A 16,477-nucleotide genomic window follows, 5' to 3' on the forward strand; every position below is an offset into this window, starting at 1 on the left:
CAGCGTTCAAACAACTGTAAAAGTGACGAAACTTCCTCCCTCTACTTTTGCAACAAATTATTAACGCATACTAACAAATATGAAACGAATTCTGAAACTGGTATCATTCGTTCTTTTATTATCGAACATGGGCGGTCATCTCTACGCCGATGAAAAAGCAAACGTAGTAAAACAAGGTACGATCCGGGGACGTATCATCGACACATCCAAACAGACATTACCGGGGGCATCGATCTACATCGAGAACCTGAAAACAGGAGTAACGAGCGACGTAAACGGTTTTTATACCTTCGCCAATCTCAATCCGGGCACTTACACCGTAAAAGTAAGCTATGTGGGATATGCTCCCGTAGAAATGAAAATAACGATTCCCGAAGGCAAGACGCTCGAAAGAGATGTCATACTGAATGAAGGGGTCGAATTGCAGGAAATTGTAATAGGCGGTGCTTTTCAAGGCCAGCGCCGCGCCATCAACTCACAAAAGAACAGTCTGGGCATCAAGAATGTGGTTTCTGCCGATCAGGTAGGTAAGTTTCCGGACTCGAACATCGGAGATGCGCTGAAACGCATCTCGGGTATCAACGTTCAATATGACCAGGGTGAAGCCCGTTTCGGACAGGTGCGCGGTACATCGGCAGACCTCAGTTCTGTCACGATCAACGGTAACCGCATCCCATCGGCAGAAGGTGATACACGTAACGTGCAGCTTGACCTGATTCCGGCGGATATGATTCAGACCATCGAAGTGAGCAAAGTGGTAACCTCGGACATGGACGGCGACGCCATCGGAGGATCGATCAATCTGGTCACCAAGAACTCTCCTTATAAACGTACGCTGACAGCCACAGCCGGTTCCGGCTACAACTGGATCAGCGAAAAGGCACAGCTGAACCTGGGATTGACTTATGGCGACCGCTTCTTTAATGATAAACTGGGAGTCATGCTATCGGCTTCGTATCAAAATGCCCCTTCGGGTTCGTACGATACGGAATTCCTCTGGAAGAAAGACGATAAAGGCAATGTATACATCAATGACTATCAGATACGCCAGTATTATGTGACCCGCGAACGCCAGAGCTATTCGGCAGCCCTGGATTGGGACATCAACGAAAACCATAAACTGATGTTCAAAGGTATTTTCAATAACCGGAACGACTGGGAAAACCGGTACCGCACTACTCTTAAAGATCTGGACGAAGAAGGCAAAGCAACCGTACGCGTACAGACTAAAGCCGGCACACCCGACAATCGGAATGCCCGTCTGGAACGCCAGCGCACAATGGACTTCACATTGGGCGGGGAGCATCTGTTCGGACCGCTATCTATGGACTGGAACGCCAGTTATGCCCAAGCAACCGAGGAGCGTCCGAACGAGCGTTACATCGACTTTCAGCTCAAGAAACAGCAATTCGATATAGATCTGAGTAACGAACGCGAACCATTGGCTACTCCGAAGCCCGGCTCTACAATGACGCTGAACAAGGATTTCGGCCTGAAAGAACTTACCGAACAACAACAAGATATTAAAGAAGAAGATCTGAAATTCTCTATGAACTTCAAGCTTCCGTTCCAAAATGGAAACAAACTGAAGTTTGGAGCCAAAGTAGTGCGCAAAACCAAAGACAAGGAGGTGGATTTCTATGAATATACCCCGAAAGATGAAGAGGCGTTTATGACGAACAGCCTGCAAAATACGGTAGATCAGACTAACAAAAACTTCATGCCGAGTAACAAATACAAGGCAGGTGTTTATGCCAGCAAAGAATATGCAGGCTCACTGGATCTGAACAATCCTTCCTTATTTGACAAAGAACAGGTACAGGAAGAACTGGCGGGCAACTTCGAAGCACGCGAGACTGTAAGCTCGGGATACATCCGCTTCGACCAGAAACTCACCGACAACGTGGAGCTGATGACAGGACTACGCATTGAGAATACCAGCCTCAGCTATACCGGACGGACGTATGACGACGAAACAGACCAAACCTCAAAGACTGCCCGAGAAACAAACAGTTACATCAACTTCCTTCCGTCACTCCTTATGAAGTGGAGCATAAATGAAGAATTCAAGGTACGCGGTTCGTTTACCCAGACGCTGTCGCGCCCGAAGTATTCCGCCCTGGTGCCCAGCGTCAACATTAAACGTTCGGATAACGAAGTGACAGTGGGTAATCCCGGCCTGAAACCGACTCTTTCTTATAACTTCGACCTGAGCGCGGATTATTACTTCAAGAGTATCGGGCTGGTCAGCGCAGGAGTATTCTACAAGAAGATAGACGACTTCATTGTCAACCAGGTGGCTACGAACTACGAATACAACGGCAACCTATACAACCGCTTTATCCAACCCAAGAATGCAGGCAATGCCAATCTGATAGGTATGGAACTCTCTTACCAGCGTGATTTCGGATTTATCGCTCCTGCCCTGAAATGTGTCGGCTTCTATGGCACGTATACTTTCACCCACTCCCGTGTAGAAGACTTCAACTTCGAAGGACGCGAGAACGAAAAGGACCTGAGCCTGCCGGGCTCTCCGAAGCATACCGCCAACGCATCACTTTATTTTGAGAAAAGCGGGCTGAATCTCCGCCTGAGTTATAACTTTGCCTCCGCCTTTATTGACGAGATGGGTGAAGACGCCTTTCACGACCGCTATTATGACCGTGTGAGCTATCTGGACGTAAACGCCAGTTACACTTTTGCAAAACACTACACCCTCTATGCCGAAGCAAACAACCTGCTGAATCAGCCGCTCCGCTATTATCAGGGGACAAAAGACCGTACGATGCAGGCGGAATATTATGGCGTAAAGATTAATGCCGGGTTTAAGATCAACTTCTAACCGGCTATCAGAGGAGGTTGAATCAACGGTGCACCGCTGATTAAAAAACGGTGCACCGTGGGTCTGAGATTAAAACCGTCTTCTCGCATCACTGATGAAAAAACGTATTCAATTCATTAATAATCAATATAAAAAACCATATTTATGAAATTAAAGAACTTACTGACACTTCTGTTTATCTTCATCGGGGCGGTAGCCTCAGCCCAGATCAGAGACTACTCTATATTCGACAAGAAATTTAACTTCTATATTGCCAACGATCTGGGACGTAACGGCTACTACGACCAGAAACCAATCGCCGAATTAATGGGAACTATGGGCGAGGAAATAGGCCCTGAATTTGTACTGGCTCCCGGAGACGTCCATCACTTCGAAGGAGTACGCAGCGTGGACGACCCGCTTTGGATGACCAACTTTGAGCTGATCTACAGTCATCCGGAGCTGATGATTGACTGGTATCCTGTGTTGGGAAACCACGAATATCGGGGTAATACGCAGGCTGTACTGGACTACAGCCGGGTGAGCCGCCGCTGGACCATGCCTGCACGTTATTACACCAAGACGTTTGAAGAAAAAGGTGCCACCATCCGCATTGTCTGGATAGATACCGCTCCCCTGATCGACAAATACCGCAACGAAACCGAAACTTATCCCGATGCCTGCCGGCAGGATATGAACGGACAACTGGCTTGGCTGGACTCTGTGCTGACTGCTGCCAAAGAGGACTGGGTAATCGTTGCCGGCCATCATCCTATCTATGCCGAAACACCGAAAGACCAGAGTGAACGCGGTGATTTGCAAAAACGGCTCGACCCTATCCTGAGGAAGCATAAGGTAGATATGTACATCTGCGGACACATTCACAACTTCCAGCATATCCGTGTACCGGGCAGTGATACCGACTATATCGTAAACTCTGCCGGATCGCTGGCGCGTAAGGTGAAACCGGTTGAAGGTACTCAATTCTGTAGTCCCGAACCGGGCTTTTCTGTATGCTCTGCCGATAAAAAGGAATTGAACTTACGTATGATCGATAAAAAAGGGAATATACTCTATACAGTGACCCGAAAGAAATAAATCACTCTCTCTTGAAAAATACACAACTTTCAAAGAGCCGGCTTCTTCGCGACGAAAGAGCCGGCTCTGTTTTATGGGACACAGGAGCCAATTACGCAAACTGACACTGAGTTTTAATCTTTAGGAATATATAAGATAGAATCAGTCTCTATATCCTCTATAGTAAATCAGAACCTGAAAGCTCTGTGGTACTCCTGCTTCTTCACTCTGCAATGAATCGGAGAACCGACTCTCTGAGAGGCTCTACTTGTTAATATTCAAAAACAAATCAACAACCGATAAAATGTATTCTATAATTACCAAAATCGATTTAAGGGCGTTTACCCTCCGAAAAATTGAGATCACGACGACGATTTTTTGTCATCGAGACGATGTTTTGTTGAGATCGTGACGACGGTATATCGCCCTCTGGACGACGATTTTCAATTTTCCTGATTTTGTATAAAAAGAAAACCGCTACTGATAGCGGTTTCTAATGGTATTATGTCTTGATTTTTACTTATCTTGATTTCTGCTTTTTTTTAGAGGATCTATCCAGATACTGACCAAGCAGGCGGGATTCTTCTTTTTAATCTCCGTAAAGATAGGAACAATCGTTTGAGAAAGCAAAAAAACAGGGCGAAAACTTATTTCTTACGATAAAAGACATAGAGTGTGCCATAAAGTATTTATTCTTAATTAACCGGCAACTTAACCGCTTGGGATCCTCCGTGGTGTGAGTTTTTGACTCATCTGCTTACTACTGTTTATCGGTTTTAGGTCTCAGATCATCTTTCGGAATGGTAGACTCGTTGCCGTCACGCATAGCCATATAGTGAGGTGACATGATTTCGACGCCCGCTTCATTAAAACGATCCTGAATGTTCTGATGCAGATCCGAATAAATTTGCGCCAACTTATCCGCCTCGCGAATATAAGCATTGATCTGATAAACCGGATACCAGTCGCTTAATGACGTTTCAAGTACAAACGGACGAGGATCATCAATCACTCCGGGAGTATTCAAGGCGGCTTCTATCAGCAACTGGTGCACCTGACGCCAGGGAGCATCGTAACCGATGGTCACCTCTGAGTGAATAATCAATCCGTATTCGCGCGCCGAAGAGCTATAGTTCACCGTATGGGACGACATGATAAACGAGTTGGGGATTGTCACCACTTCATTCTTCGGTGTCCTGATCCTGGTCACCAAAGGTGTTTTCTCTATCACGTTCCCGGTAGTATCATTCAGCTGGATGCGGTCCCCTAACTTGAAAGGACGCATATAGGTAATGACGAGTCCCGCAATGATATTACCGATCACCGTACTGGACCCCAACGAAACGATCAATCCGACGAAGACCGATATTCCCTGAAACACCCCGCTTCTGGATCCCGGCAAATAAGGATAGATCATCGCAATCATAAATGCATAAAGCAAAAAGCGGATAATATGGAAAGTAGGCATTGCCCAGTCGGGATAAAAACCGCCGAACTTAAGCCGCCCGGCTTCAATCTCACGGGACAGATAGTGGACAAAACGCACCAGATATTTAATAGCATACCAGATAATAAAGATGGTGAACAGATTGGGAATATAATCGACGATGCCTACCAAAATATCCTTCACCGGATTCCAGATATACGAAAAGATCGTGTCGGCCAACCCCTTGGTCTGCGGAAAAATAACAAATAGAAGCGGAACAGTAATCAACAACTGGAGAAACACCAGCACATAACGCAACAGGTTGGAAAGGAAGATCAGCAAATTAACCTGCCGTTGTGTGTCCAGCAGTTCATAGTCCTGAATGGAAATGGGTTTCAACTTTGTGTCCTTCAGCTTCTGGATACGTACTTTCAGCTTACGGAAAAGCCAGGTAGTAAGCCGGAACAAGAGATATTGCCCCACCAATACTAAAACGAAATAGAGAATCCGTTTACCCAATTGCCAGAAGCTGTGTTCCTCTTTCAGTTCCTTCAGCTTCTTCACTACCACGATACGCTTATCTGCCGCCAGTTGCTCACGGGAACGTCCTTCCCACAACCCGTCCTGGTCGGTAAACGAAGCAATGACCTTATTGCCATACATCAAATCGGACACTATATCACTGCTCTCTATATATACCGAATCGGGATGCAGCGTAAACCGTTTACCCAATTGGGTAATGGCCGCGTCAATCATTTCAGCCCTCTGCAACGGAGTATATCCTCCACGCTTGGTGTAGAGATAAAACAACGTATCACCCTCAACCACCACCGGTACGCCCGGAGTGAACTGACGGAGTGAGTCGATGCGTGCTTTCTGCTGTGCCAGCTTCACAGAATCGGCAGCAAAGGCCTTCAACCTCAACTGCTCCATTTCCATACGCATATTGGCTTCATTCAGACGTGCCTCTTCCAACTCCCTTTTCATATTTGCCATCCGTATGGAATCCGAATCATTCCGGACCGTGGTATGGGTAACGGCACTGTCGCCGGTCAGTATCTCCCGGACCGCTTTCCCTAACTGGGCAAACATACTGTTGGCCACTAACAGAAACAACAAAAGGCTGAATAATCTGTTCTTCTTCATATCAAAAACTCATATAGTCATTGTCACTAAAATGGATAAACGTGCCAAACATACAGATTGTTTTTGACATAGCATAGAGTGAAATCACTATATTTGCACCCGAATCAGTAATTTAAGGTATCAACATGGATATATTACTACTTATCGGAGGATTACTCCTTATTTTAGTGGGCGCCAACTGCCTGACGGATGGAGCTGCGTCCGTAGCCAAACGTTTCCATATTCCTTCCATTGTGATCGGACTGACCATTGTAGCTTTCGGGACATCGGCACCGGAACTGACGGTAAGTGTATCATCCGCCTTGAAAGGCAGTGCGGACATCGCTGTCGGCAACGTTGTGGGAAGCAACATTTTCAATACCCTGATGATCGTGGGTTGCACAGCCCTCTTCGCTCCCATTGTAATCACCCAGAACACCTTGAGAAAAGAAATTCCCTTGTGTATTCTTTCTTCCATTGTTCTGCTGATATGTGCCAACGATGTCTTTCTGGACAAAGCTCCCCGTAATACATTAAGTATTTCAGACGGACTGATTCTGCTCTGCTTCTTCACTATCTTTCTGGGCTACACATTTGCCATAGCTTCTCGTAATACGAACGACGCCCAGCCACCGGAAGAAGAAATCAAAAGTCTCCCGATGTGGAAATCCGTACTTTTTATTCTGGGCGGATTAGGCGGACTTATCTTCGGAGGACAGTGGTTTGTAGAAGGAGCAAGTAACATCGCCCGTAATCTGGGTGTCAGCGAATCCGTTATCGGACTCACACTCGTAGCCGGAGGCACCTCCCTGCCCGAACTGGCTACCTCCATTGTGGCTGCCTTGAAAAAGAATCCCGAAATAGCCATCGGCAACGTCATAGGCAGCAATCTGTTCAATATCTTCTTTGTGTTGGGGTGCAGTGCCTCCATCACCCCCTTACAGTTGGCAGGCATCAATAATTTCGATCTTTTCACGTTGGTCGGATCAGGCATCCTGCTCTGGTTTTTCGGATTATTCTTCGCCAAACGCACCATCACACGGATCGAAGGAAGCATTCTGGTCTTGTGCTATATAGCCTATACAACCTATCTTATCTATCAGATCTGAAAACATTGAGGCACACAGTTTTTAGTTTCTGTACGTGGTAATTTAAAGATTATCACGTATCTTTGCTGCCTCATCATAAATACAAGTTATGGCCATTACAATTAAAAAGGTATCGACGAAAAGAGAACTTAAGAAATTCATTCGTTTTAATTACGAATTATACAAAGAGAATCCCTATTCCGTACCTGACCTCTACGACGACATGCTGAACACATTCAATAAGAAGAAAAACGCGGCTTTCGAATTTTGTGAAGCCGAATACTTTCTGGCTTATAAAGACGGGAAAATCGTAGGGCGCATCGCAGGTATCATCAACCACCGTGCCAATGCCACCTGGAACAAGAAAGATGTCCGTTTCGGTTGGATCGATTTCATCGACGACCTTGAAGTATCTTCGAAACTCTTGCAAACCGTAGAAGAATGGGGCAAGTCCAAAGGAATGGAAAATATTCAGGGTCCCCTCGGATTTACCGACTTTGACGCAGAAGGCATGCTGATCGAAGGGTTCGATCAACTCAGCACCATGGCCACTATCTATAACTATCCCTACTATCCGCAACATATGGAGAAACTGGGATTCGGCAAAGACGCCGATTGGGTGGAATATAAAATCTTCATTCCCGATGCCATTCCCGAAAAACATCAGCGCATATCCGATCTTATCCAACGTAAATATAACCTCAAGGTAAAGAAATACACTTCATCCAGAAAGATCGCAGCCGATTACGGACAAGCCATCTTCGAATTGATGAACGAAGCTTACAGCCCGCTGTATGGCTACTCTCCCCTCTCCCAACGCCAGATTGACCAATACGTAAAAATGTATCTCCCGATTGTCGACCTGCGGATGGTGACCCTGATTACCGATGCGGAAGACAAACTGATCGCCGTAGGAATTTCAATGCCTTCACTTTCAGAAGCATTGCAGAAATCACACGGACGATTACTCCCCCTCGGATGGTATTATCTGCTGAAGGCATTATTTATGAAACGACGAGCCAAAATGCTTGACTTGCTGCTTGTAGCCGTAAAACCGGAGTACCAGAACAAAGGTGTTAATGCTTTGTTATTTTCCGATTTAATTCCGGTTTATCAAAAATTAGGTTTTATCTTTGCAGAAAGCAACCCCGAACTGGAAATGAACGGAAAAGTTCAGGCACAATGGGAATACTTTAAAACCGAACAACATAAACGACGTCGTGCGTTTACTAAGAAGATAGACTAAAAACAATGGAAGAGAACGAACTGATACCTGTAGACAACAACCCTGTAGAATATACAGACGACAACATCCGCCACCTGAGCGACATGGAACATGTGCGCACCCGTCCGGGTATGTACATCGGTAAGCTGGGCGACGGTTCGCATCCCGAAGACGGAATTTATGTCCTTCTGAAAGAAGTTATTGACAACAGTATCGACGAGTTCAAAATGCAATCCGGCAAGAAGATTGAAATCAGAATTGAAGAGAATCTTCGTGTCAGCGTACGCGACTACGGCCGTGGTATCCCACAGGGAAAACTGGTAGAAGCAGTCAGTGTGCTGAACACCGGTGGTAAGTATGACAGCAAAGCATTCAAGAAGAGTGTCGGACTGAACGGTGTCGGCGTGAAAGCTGTCAATGCCTTGAGCTCAAACTTCGAAGTACGTAGTTACCGGGATGGTAAAGTGCGCTGCGCCACCTTTACCAAAGGTGAGTTGATAGCAGATCACACCGAGGATACCGAGGAAGAAAACGGTACTTACATCTTCTTCGAACCCGATAATACTTTATTTCTGAATTATACTTTCCGTCCCGAATTTATCGAGACGATGCTCCGCAATTATACCTACCTGAACACCGGGTTGGCCATTATCTATAACGGGCAGCGGATTCTTTCGCGTAACGGTCTGGTCGATTTGCTGAATGATAATATGACAGCTACCGGACTCTACCCCATCGTCCACCTCAAGGGAGAGGATATCGAAATCGCTTTTACCCATACAGGACAATATGGCGAAGAGTACTATTCATTCGTCAATGGACAGCACACCACTCAGGGAGGTACCCATCAAAGTGCGTTCAAAGAACACATTGCCCGCACTATTAAGGAATTCTATAATAAGAACCAGGACTATACCGACATCCGTAACGGATTGGTAGCCGCCATTGCTGTCAATGTGGAAGAACCCATGTTCGAGAGCCAGACTAAAATTAAACTCGGCTCTACCAACATGTCGCCGGGTGGCGTTACTGTAAACAAGTTCGTTGGCGACTTTGTAAAACAAGAGGTAGACAATTTCCTCCACAAGCATGCAGATGTAGCCGAAATCATGTTACAAAAGATACAGGATTCGGAAAAAGAACGCAAGGCTATTGCCGGAGTTACGAAACTGGCACGTGAACGTGCAAAGAAAGCCAATCTGCACAACCGGAAACTGCGTGATTGCCGTATCCACCTGAACGATGTGAAAGGCAAAGGGCTGGAAGAGGAATCGTGCATCTTCATCACCGAGGGTGACTCGGCAAGCGGTTCCATCACCAAAAGCCGGGATGTAAACACACAAGCTGTATTCAGCCTCCGTGGTAAACCACTCAATTCTTTCGGCCTGACCAAGAAAGTGGTTTACGAAAACGAAGAATTCAATCTGCTGCAGGCCGCATTGAACATAGAAGACGGCATAGAGGGATTGCGTTATAATAAAGTGATTGTAGCGACCGATGCCGATGTGGACGGTATGCACATCCGCTTGCTGCTGATCACTTTCTTCCTCCAGTTCTTCCCCGATCTGATCAAGAAAGGACATGTATACATCCTTCAGACCCCTCTTTTCCGCGTACGCAACAAAAAGAAAACACTCTATTGCTATACCGAAGAAGAGCGGGTGAATGCCATCAAAGAACTTAGCCCGAATCCGGAAATCACCCGGTTTAAAGGTCTGGGAGAAATCTCGCCCGACGAATTCAAACACTTTATCGGTAAAGACATGCGTCTTGAACAAGTGTCGTTGCGCAAAACAGACACGGTCAAGGAACTCCTTGAATTCTATATGGGTAAGAATACAATGGAACGGCAAAACTTTATTATTGACAATCTGGTTATAGAAGAAGACATCGCATAGACATGAGAAGAGCCATCTTTCCGGGAACGTTCGACCCGTTTACTATCGGACACTATTCTGTTGTACAACGAACCCTGACATTTATGGATGAAGTTGTCATCGGTATCGGTATCAACGAAAATAAAAATACGTACTTCCCGATAGAGAAACGTGTGGAAATGATTCGTAAGTTTTATAAAGACGAACCCCGGATCAGGGTTGAATCTTACGATTGCCTGACTATTGATTTTGCCCGTCAGGTAGATGCCCGATTTATCGTCCGTGGCATCCGTACCGTGAAAGATTTCGAATACGAAGAAACCATTGCCGATATCAACCGGAAACTGGCAGGAATCGAAACCATTCTGCTGTTTACCGAACCGGAACTCACTTGTGTCAGTTCTACCATTGTACGCGAACTGCTGGGCTATAATAAAGATATCAGTATGTTTATTCCCGAAGGGATGGAAATGTAATAAATCCATGTGATCATGAAAAAAATAATATACCTGCTTATCGGCTTGTGTTCCGTTTTAGGATTACAGGCACAAAACTTCGGCTCACCTGCCATGCGAAAATTGCAACTGGCAGAGTTCGCCATCTCTAATTTATATGTAGATACGGTCAATGAAAACAAACTCGTTGAATCGGCCATTATCGAAATGCTGGCACAACTCGATCCTCATTCCACCTATTCGGATGCCGAAGAGGTTAAGAAAATGAACGAACCTCTCCAAGGTAACTTTGAAGGAATAGGGGTACAATTCCAGATGATTGAAGATACGCTACTCATTGTACAACCGGTGAGTAATGGCCCTTCCGAAAAAGTGGGTATTCTGGCAGGAGACCGCATCATCGCAGTTAACGATACTGCCATCGCAGGAGTCAAAATGAGCACAGAGGAAATCATGGGACGTCTGCGGGGCCCCAAAGACTCGAAAGTAAATCTGACCATTATCCGGAGAGGTGTGAAAGAACCACTTTTATTCAACGTAAAAAGGGATAAAATCCCCATCCTCAGTCTGGACGCTGCTTATATGATTCAACCCAAAACAGGATACATCCGTATCAACCGTTTCGGAGCAACCACTGCAGAAGAGTTTCTGAAAGCCCTGAAAGAGTTACAGAAGAAAGGAATGAAAGACTTGATTTTAGACCTGCAAGGCAATGGGGGAGGTTACCTGAACGCTGCCATCGACCTGGCAAATGAGTTTCTGGGACAAAAAGAACTGATTGTTTACACAGAAGGACGTTCTGCGCAACGCAGTGAGTTCTTTGCCAAAGGTAACGGAAGCTTTCGTAGCGGACGCTTGGTGGTATTGGTAGATGAATATTCGGCCTCGGCAAGCGAAATTGTAACAGGAGCCATTCAGGATTGGGACCGGGGTGTTGTAGTAGGACGCCGTTCTTTCGGAAAAGGATTGGTTCAACGCCCGATCGACCTGCCCGACGGCTCCATGATCCGCCTGACCATAGCCCGCTATTATACTCCTGCAGGGCGTTGCATACAGAAACCTTATGATAGCAACATCAACGAGAAGCCGGGAAAAGGAAAGAGCAGCGAAAGCAGTATCGATAAATACAATCAGGACCTTATCGACCGTTACAATCATGGCGAAATGGTAAGTGCAGACAGTATCCATTTCCCGGACTCACTAAAATGCCAGACTAAAAAGCTGGGACGCACCGTCTATGGCGGCGGAGGTATCATGCCTGATTATTTTGTTCCGGTTGACACGACTCTGTATACTGATTACCATCGTAACCTGGTAGCCAAAGGGGTAGTAATCAAAACGACTATGAACTTTATTGAAAATAACCGCAAGGCTTTATTGGATAAATATAAGACCTTTGAGAAATTCAATGAGAAGTTTGAAATAGACGACCGGATATTGAATTTCCTGAGAGAGGCTGCCGACAAAGAAAAGATAGAGTTCAACGAAGAGCAGTACAACAAGGCTTTACCACTGATTAAGGCCCAATTAAAAGCTCTGATAGCCCGTGACTTATGGGATATGAATGAATACTTTCAAGTAATGAATGCTACCAATAAGAGCGTGGAGCGGGCACTGGAAATCTTAAATGACAAAGAATACGAGAAGATATTGAAATAATGATTCTCTAACGGAGAGTTATGAACGGTGAATGATGATCAGTCTACGCTTTTGGCAGAGTGTCCATCATTCACCGTTTATTGTTAATAATTTATGGTAACCTGCTTTTTCTCACCGAACAACCATTTATTGAGCCAGCGATTCACATAAATATTGGCTACCGCGCAACCGGCACCTATCACAGCTCCTGCCGCTACATCCGACGGGTAATGCACACCTTCGTTCATTCTTGAAAAGCCCACAGAACATGCCCAAAAGGCTGATGGAGCTATCACATACCACTTAGGATAACGGATACTCAAAGAAGTAGCCAACGAAAAGGCGGCTGCCGTATGCCCGGAGGGAAACGAAGGACTCGATTCATGGCTGCGCGCATTCACCCGATCCGGATAACGGTCATATGGCCGCTCACGGTCAAAAGCATATTTCATACCATATGTAATTACAACTGCCTCGGCTACACTCGTCCCAATATAAATAGCATCCTTCAATAACTCTTTATCTTTATCAATCCCTGCATATACAGCCATCGCCACCGGAACACCTACTGCGATATAAGGTGCCGATTTAGAAAAAGCCTTGCTATAATTCCTCGCAAACTTACCATCAAGACTGTTTATTTTATGTAACGTATTGATATCCCAGTTCTGAGCATACCCTCCCATCGAAGAAAGCACACAAAAACAAATAAGCACAAATTTCTTCATTTTTCTACTAATTTACTATTTTGCAGCAAAGATAGATTAAAAAGACAGAGTTTTCGCAAAAAAAACCTATCTTTGTTCCCCAAGTATTATTTACCCTGACACCTAACTTTAATTCATGGCCAGAGAAACTCTTTGTAATAGACAGACAGATTGTGCGCAATGTCCCAAAGCTACAGAAGGCATACTTGTTCATCGGACGTTTCCAAAAGGACAACATTTCCCGGCTGACAAATGCACACAAAACTGTATTCTGTTTATGCTACAAGGAGAGTTATTGATCAACAGCGAAGAGTATCCCGGCACAACGTTACGCGAAGGACAGTTTATCCTCCAGTCCATCGGCTCAAAATTAGAATTATTGGCGCTGACAGACGTAAGTTATGTAGTGTATTGGTTCAACGAACCACCTTTGATCTGTGAGCAACATTATCAGGAAATCCTCCAACAATCAGAATCACCCTTAACTTATACGCCTTTGGTAATGACCCAACGTATTACCAATTTCATGAAAGATATTTGTGATTACCTGAGTGAACAGATTCCTTGCGGTGCGTTTATCGATCTCAAATGTCAGGAACTTATGTATCTGATTACCTGCTATTACCCGTCACCCCAATTAAGTAGATTCTTTTATCCCATCAGCAGTTATACAGAAAGCTTCCAATATTTCGTCATGCAAAATTACGAAAAAGTGAAAAACGTGGAAGAGTTCGCACACTTGGGAGGCTATACAACTACTACCTTCCGCCGCTTATTTAAGAATATGTATGGAGTGCCGGTATACGAATGGATTCTGAGCAAGAAAAGAGAAGGCATCTTGGAAGATCTCCAGCACACCAAACAACGCATCACTGAAATCAGCAATCGTTATGGTTTCGATTCCTTATCACATTTTGCACATTTCTGCAAAGCTTCTTTTGGAGACTCCCCGCGTGCCCTTCGTACACGTGCAGCCAAAGGTGAAAAAATTACTACTCTAAAAACAGAATAGAAACCGCCCTTTGCCTGGCAAAAGAGAAACGGTCCGCTATTTGGCATCCATAGTAACCAGACCTTCTGTTCCAATACCCTCCATTATATACCAGGACGATAACCATTACCACAAAACTTTATAAACATCCACTTCCTTGATGAAGCTTTTATTGGTGAGTTATTCCGGTTCTTCTTCAAATTTGGTGGTAAATTCTTTATTTCTTTATTTTCAAGTTGATAATTGTCCTTTTTATTTGCTTTAATAAGAAAAACCAGACACCGGCTGAATAAGATAACTCAAGTTTCGGAAGTGAATTTGCGCCGTCCGGACCGGTATCTTCATCCTTATACCTTTCTTCAATTAACATTGTTAACGCCTTTTGCAGTTCGTCAGGTTCTTATGCGCAAATAATAAGGCTTTTGCATTTAAAGAACTTGTTATTCACATCCAAAGAACAAGCTTTAACTCTGTGTTAAAACAAAGCTTTTGAGGATAGAAATCTTACTTTTTAAAGATATTGATTTTCAGATGGTTTATTCTAAAATTCGCTTCTTCACCTCATGGATGGACTCTTCGGGGGAAAGCCGGGATACTTGCTTTTTTGTCAACTATAAACGAGAGCTTACACTTCCGAAAACGGAATTAGATTCCATGAGTAAAAGAAAACTTACCACCAAATTTGGAGAAGAACCCTTATTCCACGAATTATTTATTTAACAGTGCTCTAATTCGCTTATTCATCGGCTTCTCAAAATAATAGTAAGAGAGCAGGCTTAACGAGACGATGACACAAAATAGAATCGGAATGGAAACGTACCAGACTATATGAAAGTTATTTTCTTTCTGCCACTCCGCATAAGATAACAAAACAAAAAGATGAATCAGGTAAAAGCTAAAGCTAATCTCTCCCCCAATCACTAAAATACGATTGGACAAAAGACGTGAGACCCAACCCTTTTGCAGAGAGAAACTGATCAGGATGAACGCGATCGGCAGCCAATAGTAACAGGAATACCGATATACTTTTGGAACTTCAGCAGCATATAGATAGAATACCCAAAATAAGACGATCGATATTATTTCAATAATACTTCCTTGGAAAGATGTGATGTTTTTATTTTTCAAACGGTCGTACAGTTGAAACAACAACATGCCGACTATAAAATCCGGAAATCGAGCAATCGGATTAACGTACCAATATCCTTTTATATCACTTTCCGGAGTAAAATACATACCGACAATAACCAATATCGCGGAGATTAAGAAAACACAGAACAAACCCTTATAGTTTTTTGCCATCGGCACCAGAAATGGAAAACAGAAGTAAAAAAGCTGCTCGCAACATAAGCTCCACGAAGGACTGTTAAATGAAAAAAAGTAATCAGCTTTAGGTATATAGGCATTTGTTAATGTGAGTGAAGCCAAAAAATGCTTGCTCCAATCCGTAAATCCCGATGCAATTACATAGCCTCCTAAAGCGGCAGCAATCAATAAAGTCAGGACATGCAAAGGATAAATACGGGCTATGCGCGCTACCCAGAAAGATCGTTTGGTCATTTTGCTTTCACTTAGTTTCTTTTGATAATTGTATGCTATAATAAAACCGCTTAGTACGAAAAAGAAACTAACACCGACAAAACCTTCTTTAAAAAAATGAAGATCGAAAAAGTCGTCTATTACATAACAATGTGCTCCAAAAACCATTAAAGCAAATATAAGTCGCAAAGAGGTGAGTGTGTTTATCATAAATCCGGTATTGCCTGTTTCTTTTGATCATTCCTTCTCTGGGATGCAAAATTAAGAAAAGAACAGTTCGAATATGCACTAAACAACTTCTTTTTATACAGATCAAGGTTAACTTCTTAAGAACAAATAATTTACTCTTCTAACAGATTCACAATAAATCACTTATAAACACAACTGGCAATCCTTTGCCAGGTTTCCTCATGGAGTGCTTTCAGTCAATCAGTTACTATTTTACCGGCCCTATTTATCCTGTTCTCTCCGGGCACTTCAGATTAAAGAATTATTTCTTTAATTCTTT

11 protein-coding genes are annotated in these 16,477 nt (G+C 44.1%); 8 read left to right on the top strand and 3 right to left on the bottom strand.

Translation table 11 applies throughout. The features are described 5' to 3' along the window. Nucleotides 1-79: 79 nt before the first annotated feature. Both R3O62_RS04550 and R3O62_RS04555 read left to right on the top strand, forming a co-directional pair. Nucleotides 80-2,842 carry a TonB-dependent receptor gene (locus R3O62_RS04550; protein WP_317472977.1) on the top strand — a complete coding sequence of 921 codons (2,763 nt, stop codon included), beginning with the start codon at nt 80-82 and terminating at the stop codon, nt 2,840-2,842. A gap of 144 nt (nt 2,843-2,986) precedes the next feature. Then, nucleotides 2,987-3,919 (top strand): metallophosphoesterase, encoded by a 933-nt coding sequence (locus R3O62_RS04555; protein WP_005782938.1) that lies wholly within the window; start codon nt 2,987-2,989, stop codon nt 3,917-3,919. 739 nt (nt 3,920-4,658) lie between these two features. On the opposite strand, the gene R3O62_RS04560 is transcribed toward R3O62_RS04555, so the two are convergent. Next, nucleotides 4,659-6,470: a mechanosensitive ion channel family protein gene (locus R3O62_RS04560; protein WP_022012251.1), complete on the bottom strand. Its 1,812-nt coding sequence runs from the start codon at nt 6,468-6,470 to the stop codon at nt 4,659-4,661. A 125-nt stretch (nt 6,471-6,595) separates the two neighbouring features. On the opposite strand from R3O62_RS04560, the gene R3O62_RS04565 reads away from it, so the two are divergent. The 5 genes from R3O62_RS04565 to R3O62_RS04585 all read left to right on the top strand — a co-directional run bounded on the left by R3O62_RS04565 (nt 6,596) and on the right by R3O62_RS04585 (nt 12,753). After that, complete coding sequence (locus tag R3O62_RS04565) at nt 6,596-7,558, top strand: calcium/sodium antiporter (protein ID WP_165016822.1); 963 nt, start codon at nt 6,596-6,598, stop codon at nt 7,556-7,558. Between the two features lie 88 nt (nt 7,559-7,646). Then, nucleotides 7,647-8,783 (top strand): hypothetical protein, encoded by a 1,137-nt coding sequence (locus R3O62_RS04570; RefSeq protein ID WP_005782935.1) that lies wholly within the window; start codon nt 7,647-7,649, stop codon nt 8,781-8,783. 5 nt (nt 8,784-8,788) lie between these two features. After that, nucleotides 8,789-10,660, top strand: coding sequence for a DNA topoisomerase IV subunit B (locus tag R3O62_RS04575; RefSeq protein WP_022012250.1), 1,872 nt, complete (start codon nt 8,789-8,791; stop codon nt 10,658-10,660). 2 nt (nt 10,661-10,662) lie between these two features. Beyond that, nucleotides 10,663-11,115 (top strand): pantetheine-phosphate adenylyltransferase, encoded by a 453-nt coding sequence (gene coaD / locus R3O62_RS04580; protein WP_005812543.1) that lies wholly within the window; start codon nt 10,663-10,665, stop codon nt 11,113-11,115. A gap of 15 nt (nt 11,116-11,130) precedes the next feature. Next, nucleotides 11,131-12,753: a S41 family peptidase gene (locus tag R3O62_RS04585; RefSeq protein ID WP_235331276.1), complete on the top strand. Its 1,623-nt coding sequence runs from the start codon at nt 11,131-11,133 to the stop codon at nt 12,751-12,753. Between the two features lie 83 nt (nt 12,754-12,836). Here R3O62_RS04585 and R3O62_RS04590 read toward each other — a convergent pair whose 3' ends face one another. Continuing rightward, nucleotides 12,837-13,460 carry a phosphatase PAP2 family protein gene (locus tag R3O62_RS04590; RefSeq protein WP_005782927.1) on the bottom strand — a complete coding sequence of 208 codons (624 nt, stop codon included), beginning with the start codon at nt 13,458-13,460 and terminating at the stop codon, nt 12,837-12,839. Nucleotides 13,461-13,575: 115 nt separating this feature from the next. Between R3O62_RS04590 and R3O62_RS04595 the strand changes: the two genes are divergently transcribed. Beyond that, nucleotides 13,576-14,451, top strand: coding sequence for a helix-turn-helix transcriptional regulator (locus tag R3O62_RS04595; RefSeq protein WP_005782925.1), 876 nt, complete (start codon nt 13,576-13,578; stop codon nt 14,449-14,451). Nucleotides 14,452-15,138: 687 nt separating this feature from the next. Here the strand turns inward: R3O62_RS04595 and R3O62_RS04600 are convergent. Beyond that, nucleotides 15,139-16,179, bottom strand: coding sequence for an acyltransferase family protein (locus tag R3O62_RS04600; protein ID WP_269110419.1), 1,041 nt, complete (start codon nt 16,177-16,179; stop codon nt 15,139-15,141). Nucleotides 16,180-16,477: the final 298 nt, after the last annotated feature.

The sequence above is a fragment of the Bacteroides hominis genome, from assembly GCF_033042785.2.
Lineage (GTDB): Bacteria > Bacteroidota > Bacteroidia > Bacteroidales > Bacteroidaceae > Bacteroides > Bacteroides hominis.

What these genes read in the sequence shown, in the direction of transcription:
- R3O62_RS04550 (WP_317472977.1), top strand. Translation starts at nt 80, where the DNA reads ATGAAACGAATTCTGAAACTGGTATCATTCGTTCTTTTATTATCGAAC.
- R3O62_RS04555 (WP_005782938.1), top strand. Translation starts at nt 2,987, where the DNA reads ATGAAATTAAAGAACTTACTGACACTTCTGTTTATCTTCATCGGGGCG.
- R3O62_RS04560 (WP_022012251.1), bottom strand. Translation starts at nt 6,470, where the DNA reads ATGAAGAAGAACAGATTATTCAGCCTTTTGTTGTTTCTGTTAGTGGCC.
- R3O62_RS04565 (WP_165016822.1), top strand. Translation starts at nt 6,596, where the DNA reads ATGGATATATTACTACTTATCGGAGGATTACTCCTTATTTTAGTGGGC.
- R3O62_RS04570 (WP_005782935.1), top strand. Translation starts at nt 7,647, where the DNA reads ATGGCCATTACAATTAAAAAGGTATCGACGAAAAGAGAACTTAAGAAA.
- R3O62_RS04575 (WP_022012250.1), top strand. Translation starts at nt 8,789, where the DNA reads ATGGAAGAGAACGAACTGATACCTGTAGACAACAACCCTGTAGAATAT.
- coaD (WP_005812543.1), top strand. Translation starts at nt 10,663, where the DNA reads ATGAGAAGAGCCATCTTTCCGGGAACGTTCGACCCGTTTACTATCGGA.
- R3O62_RS04585 (WP_235331276.1), top strand. Translation starts at nt 11,131, where the DNA reads ATGAAAAAAATAATATACCTGCTTATCGGCTTGTGTTCCGTTTTAGGA.
- R3O62_RS04590 (WP_005782927.1), bottom strand. Translation starts at nt 13,460, where the DNA reads ATGAAGAAATTTGTGCTTATTTGTTTTTGTGTGCTTTCTTCGATGGGA.
- R3O62_RS04595 (WP_005782925.1), top strand. Translation starts at nt 13,576, where the DNA reads ATGGCCAGAGAAACTCTTTGTAATAGACAGACAGATTGTGCGCAATGT.
- R3O62_RS04600 (WP_269110419.1), bottom strand. Translation starts at nt 16,179, where the DNA reads ATGATAAACACACTCACCTCTTTGCGACTTATATTTGCTTTAATGGTT.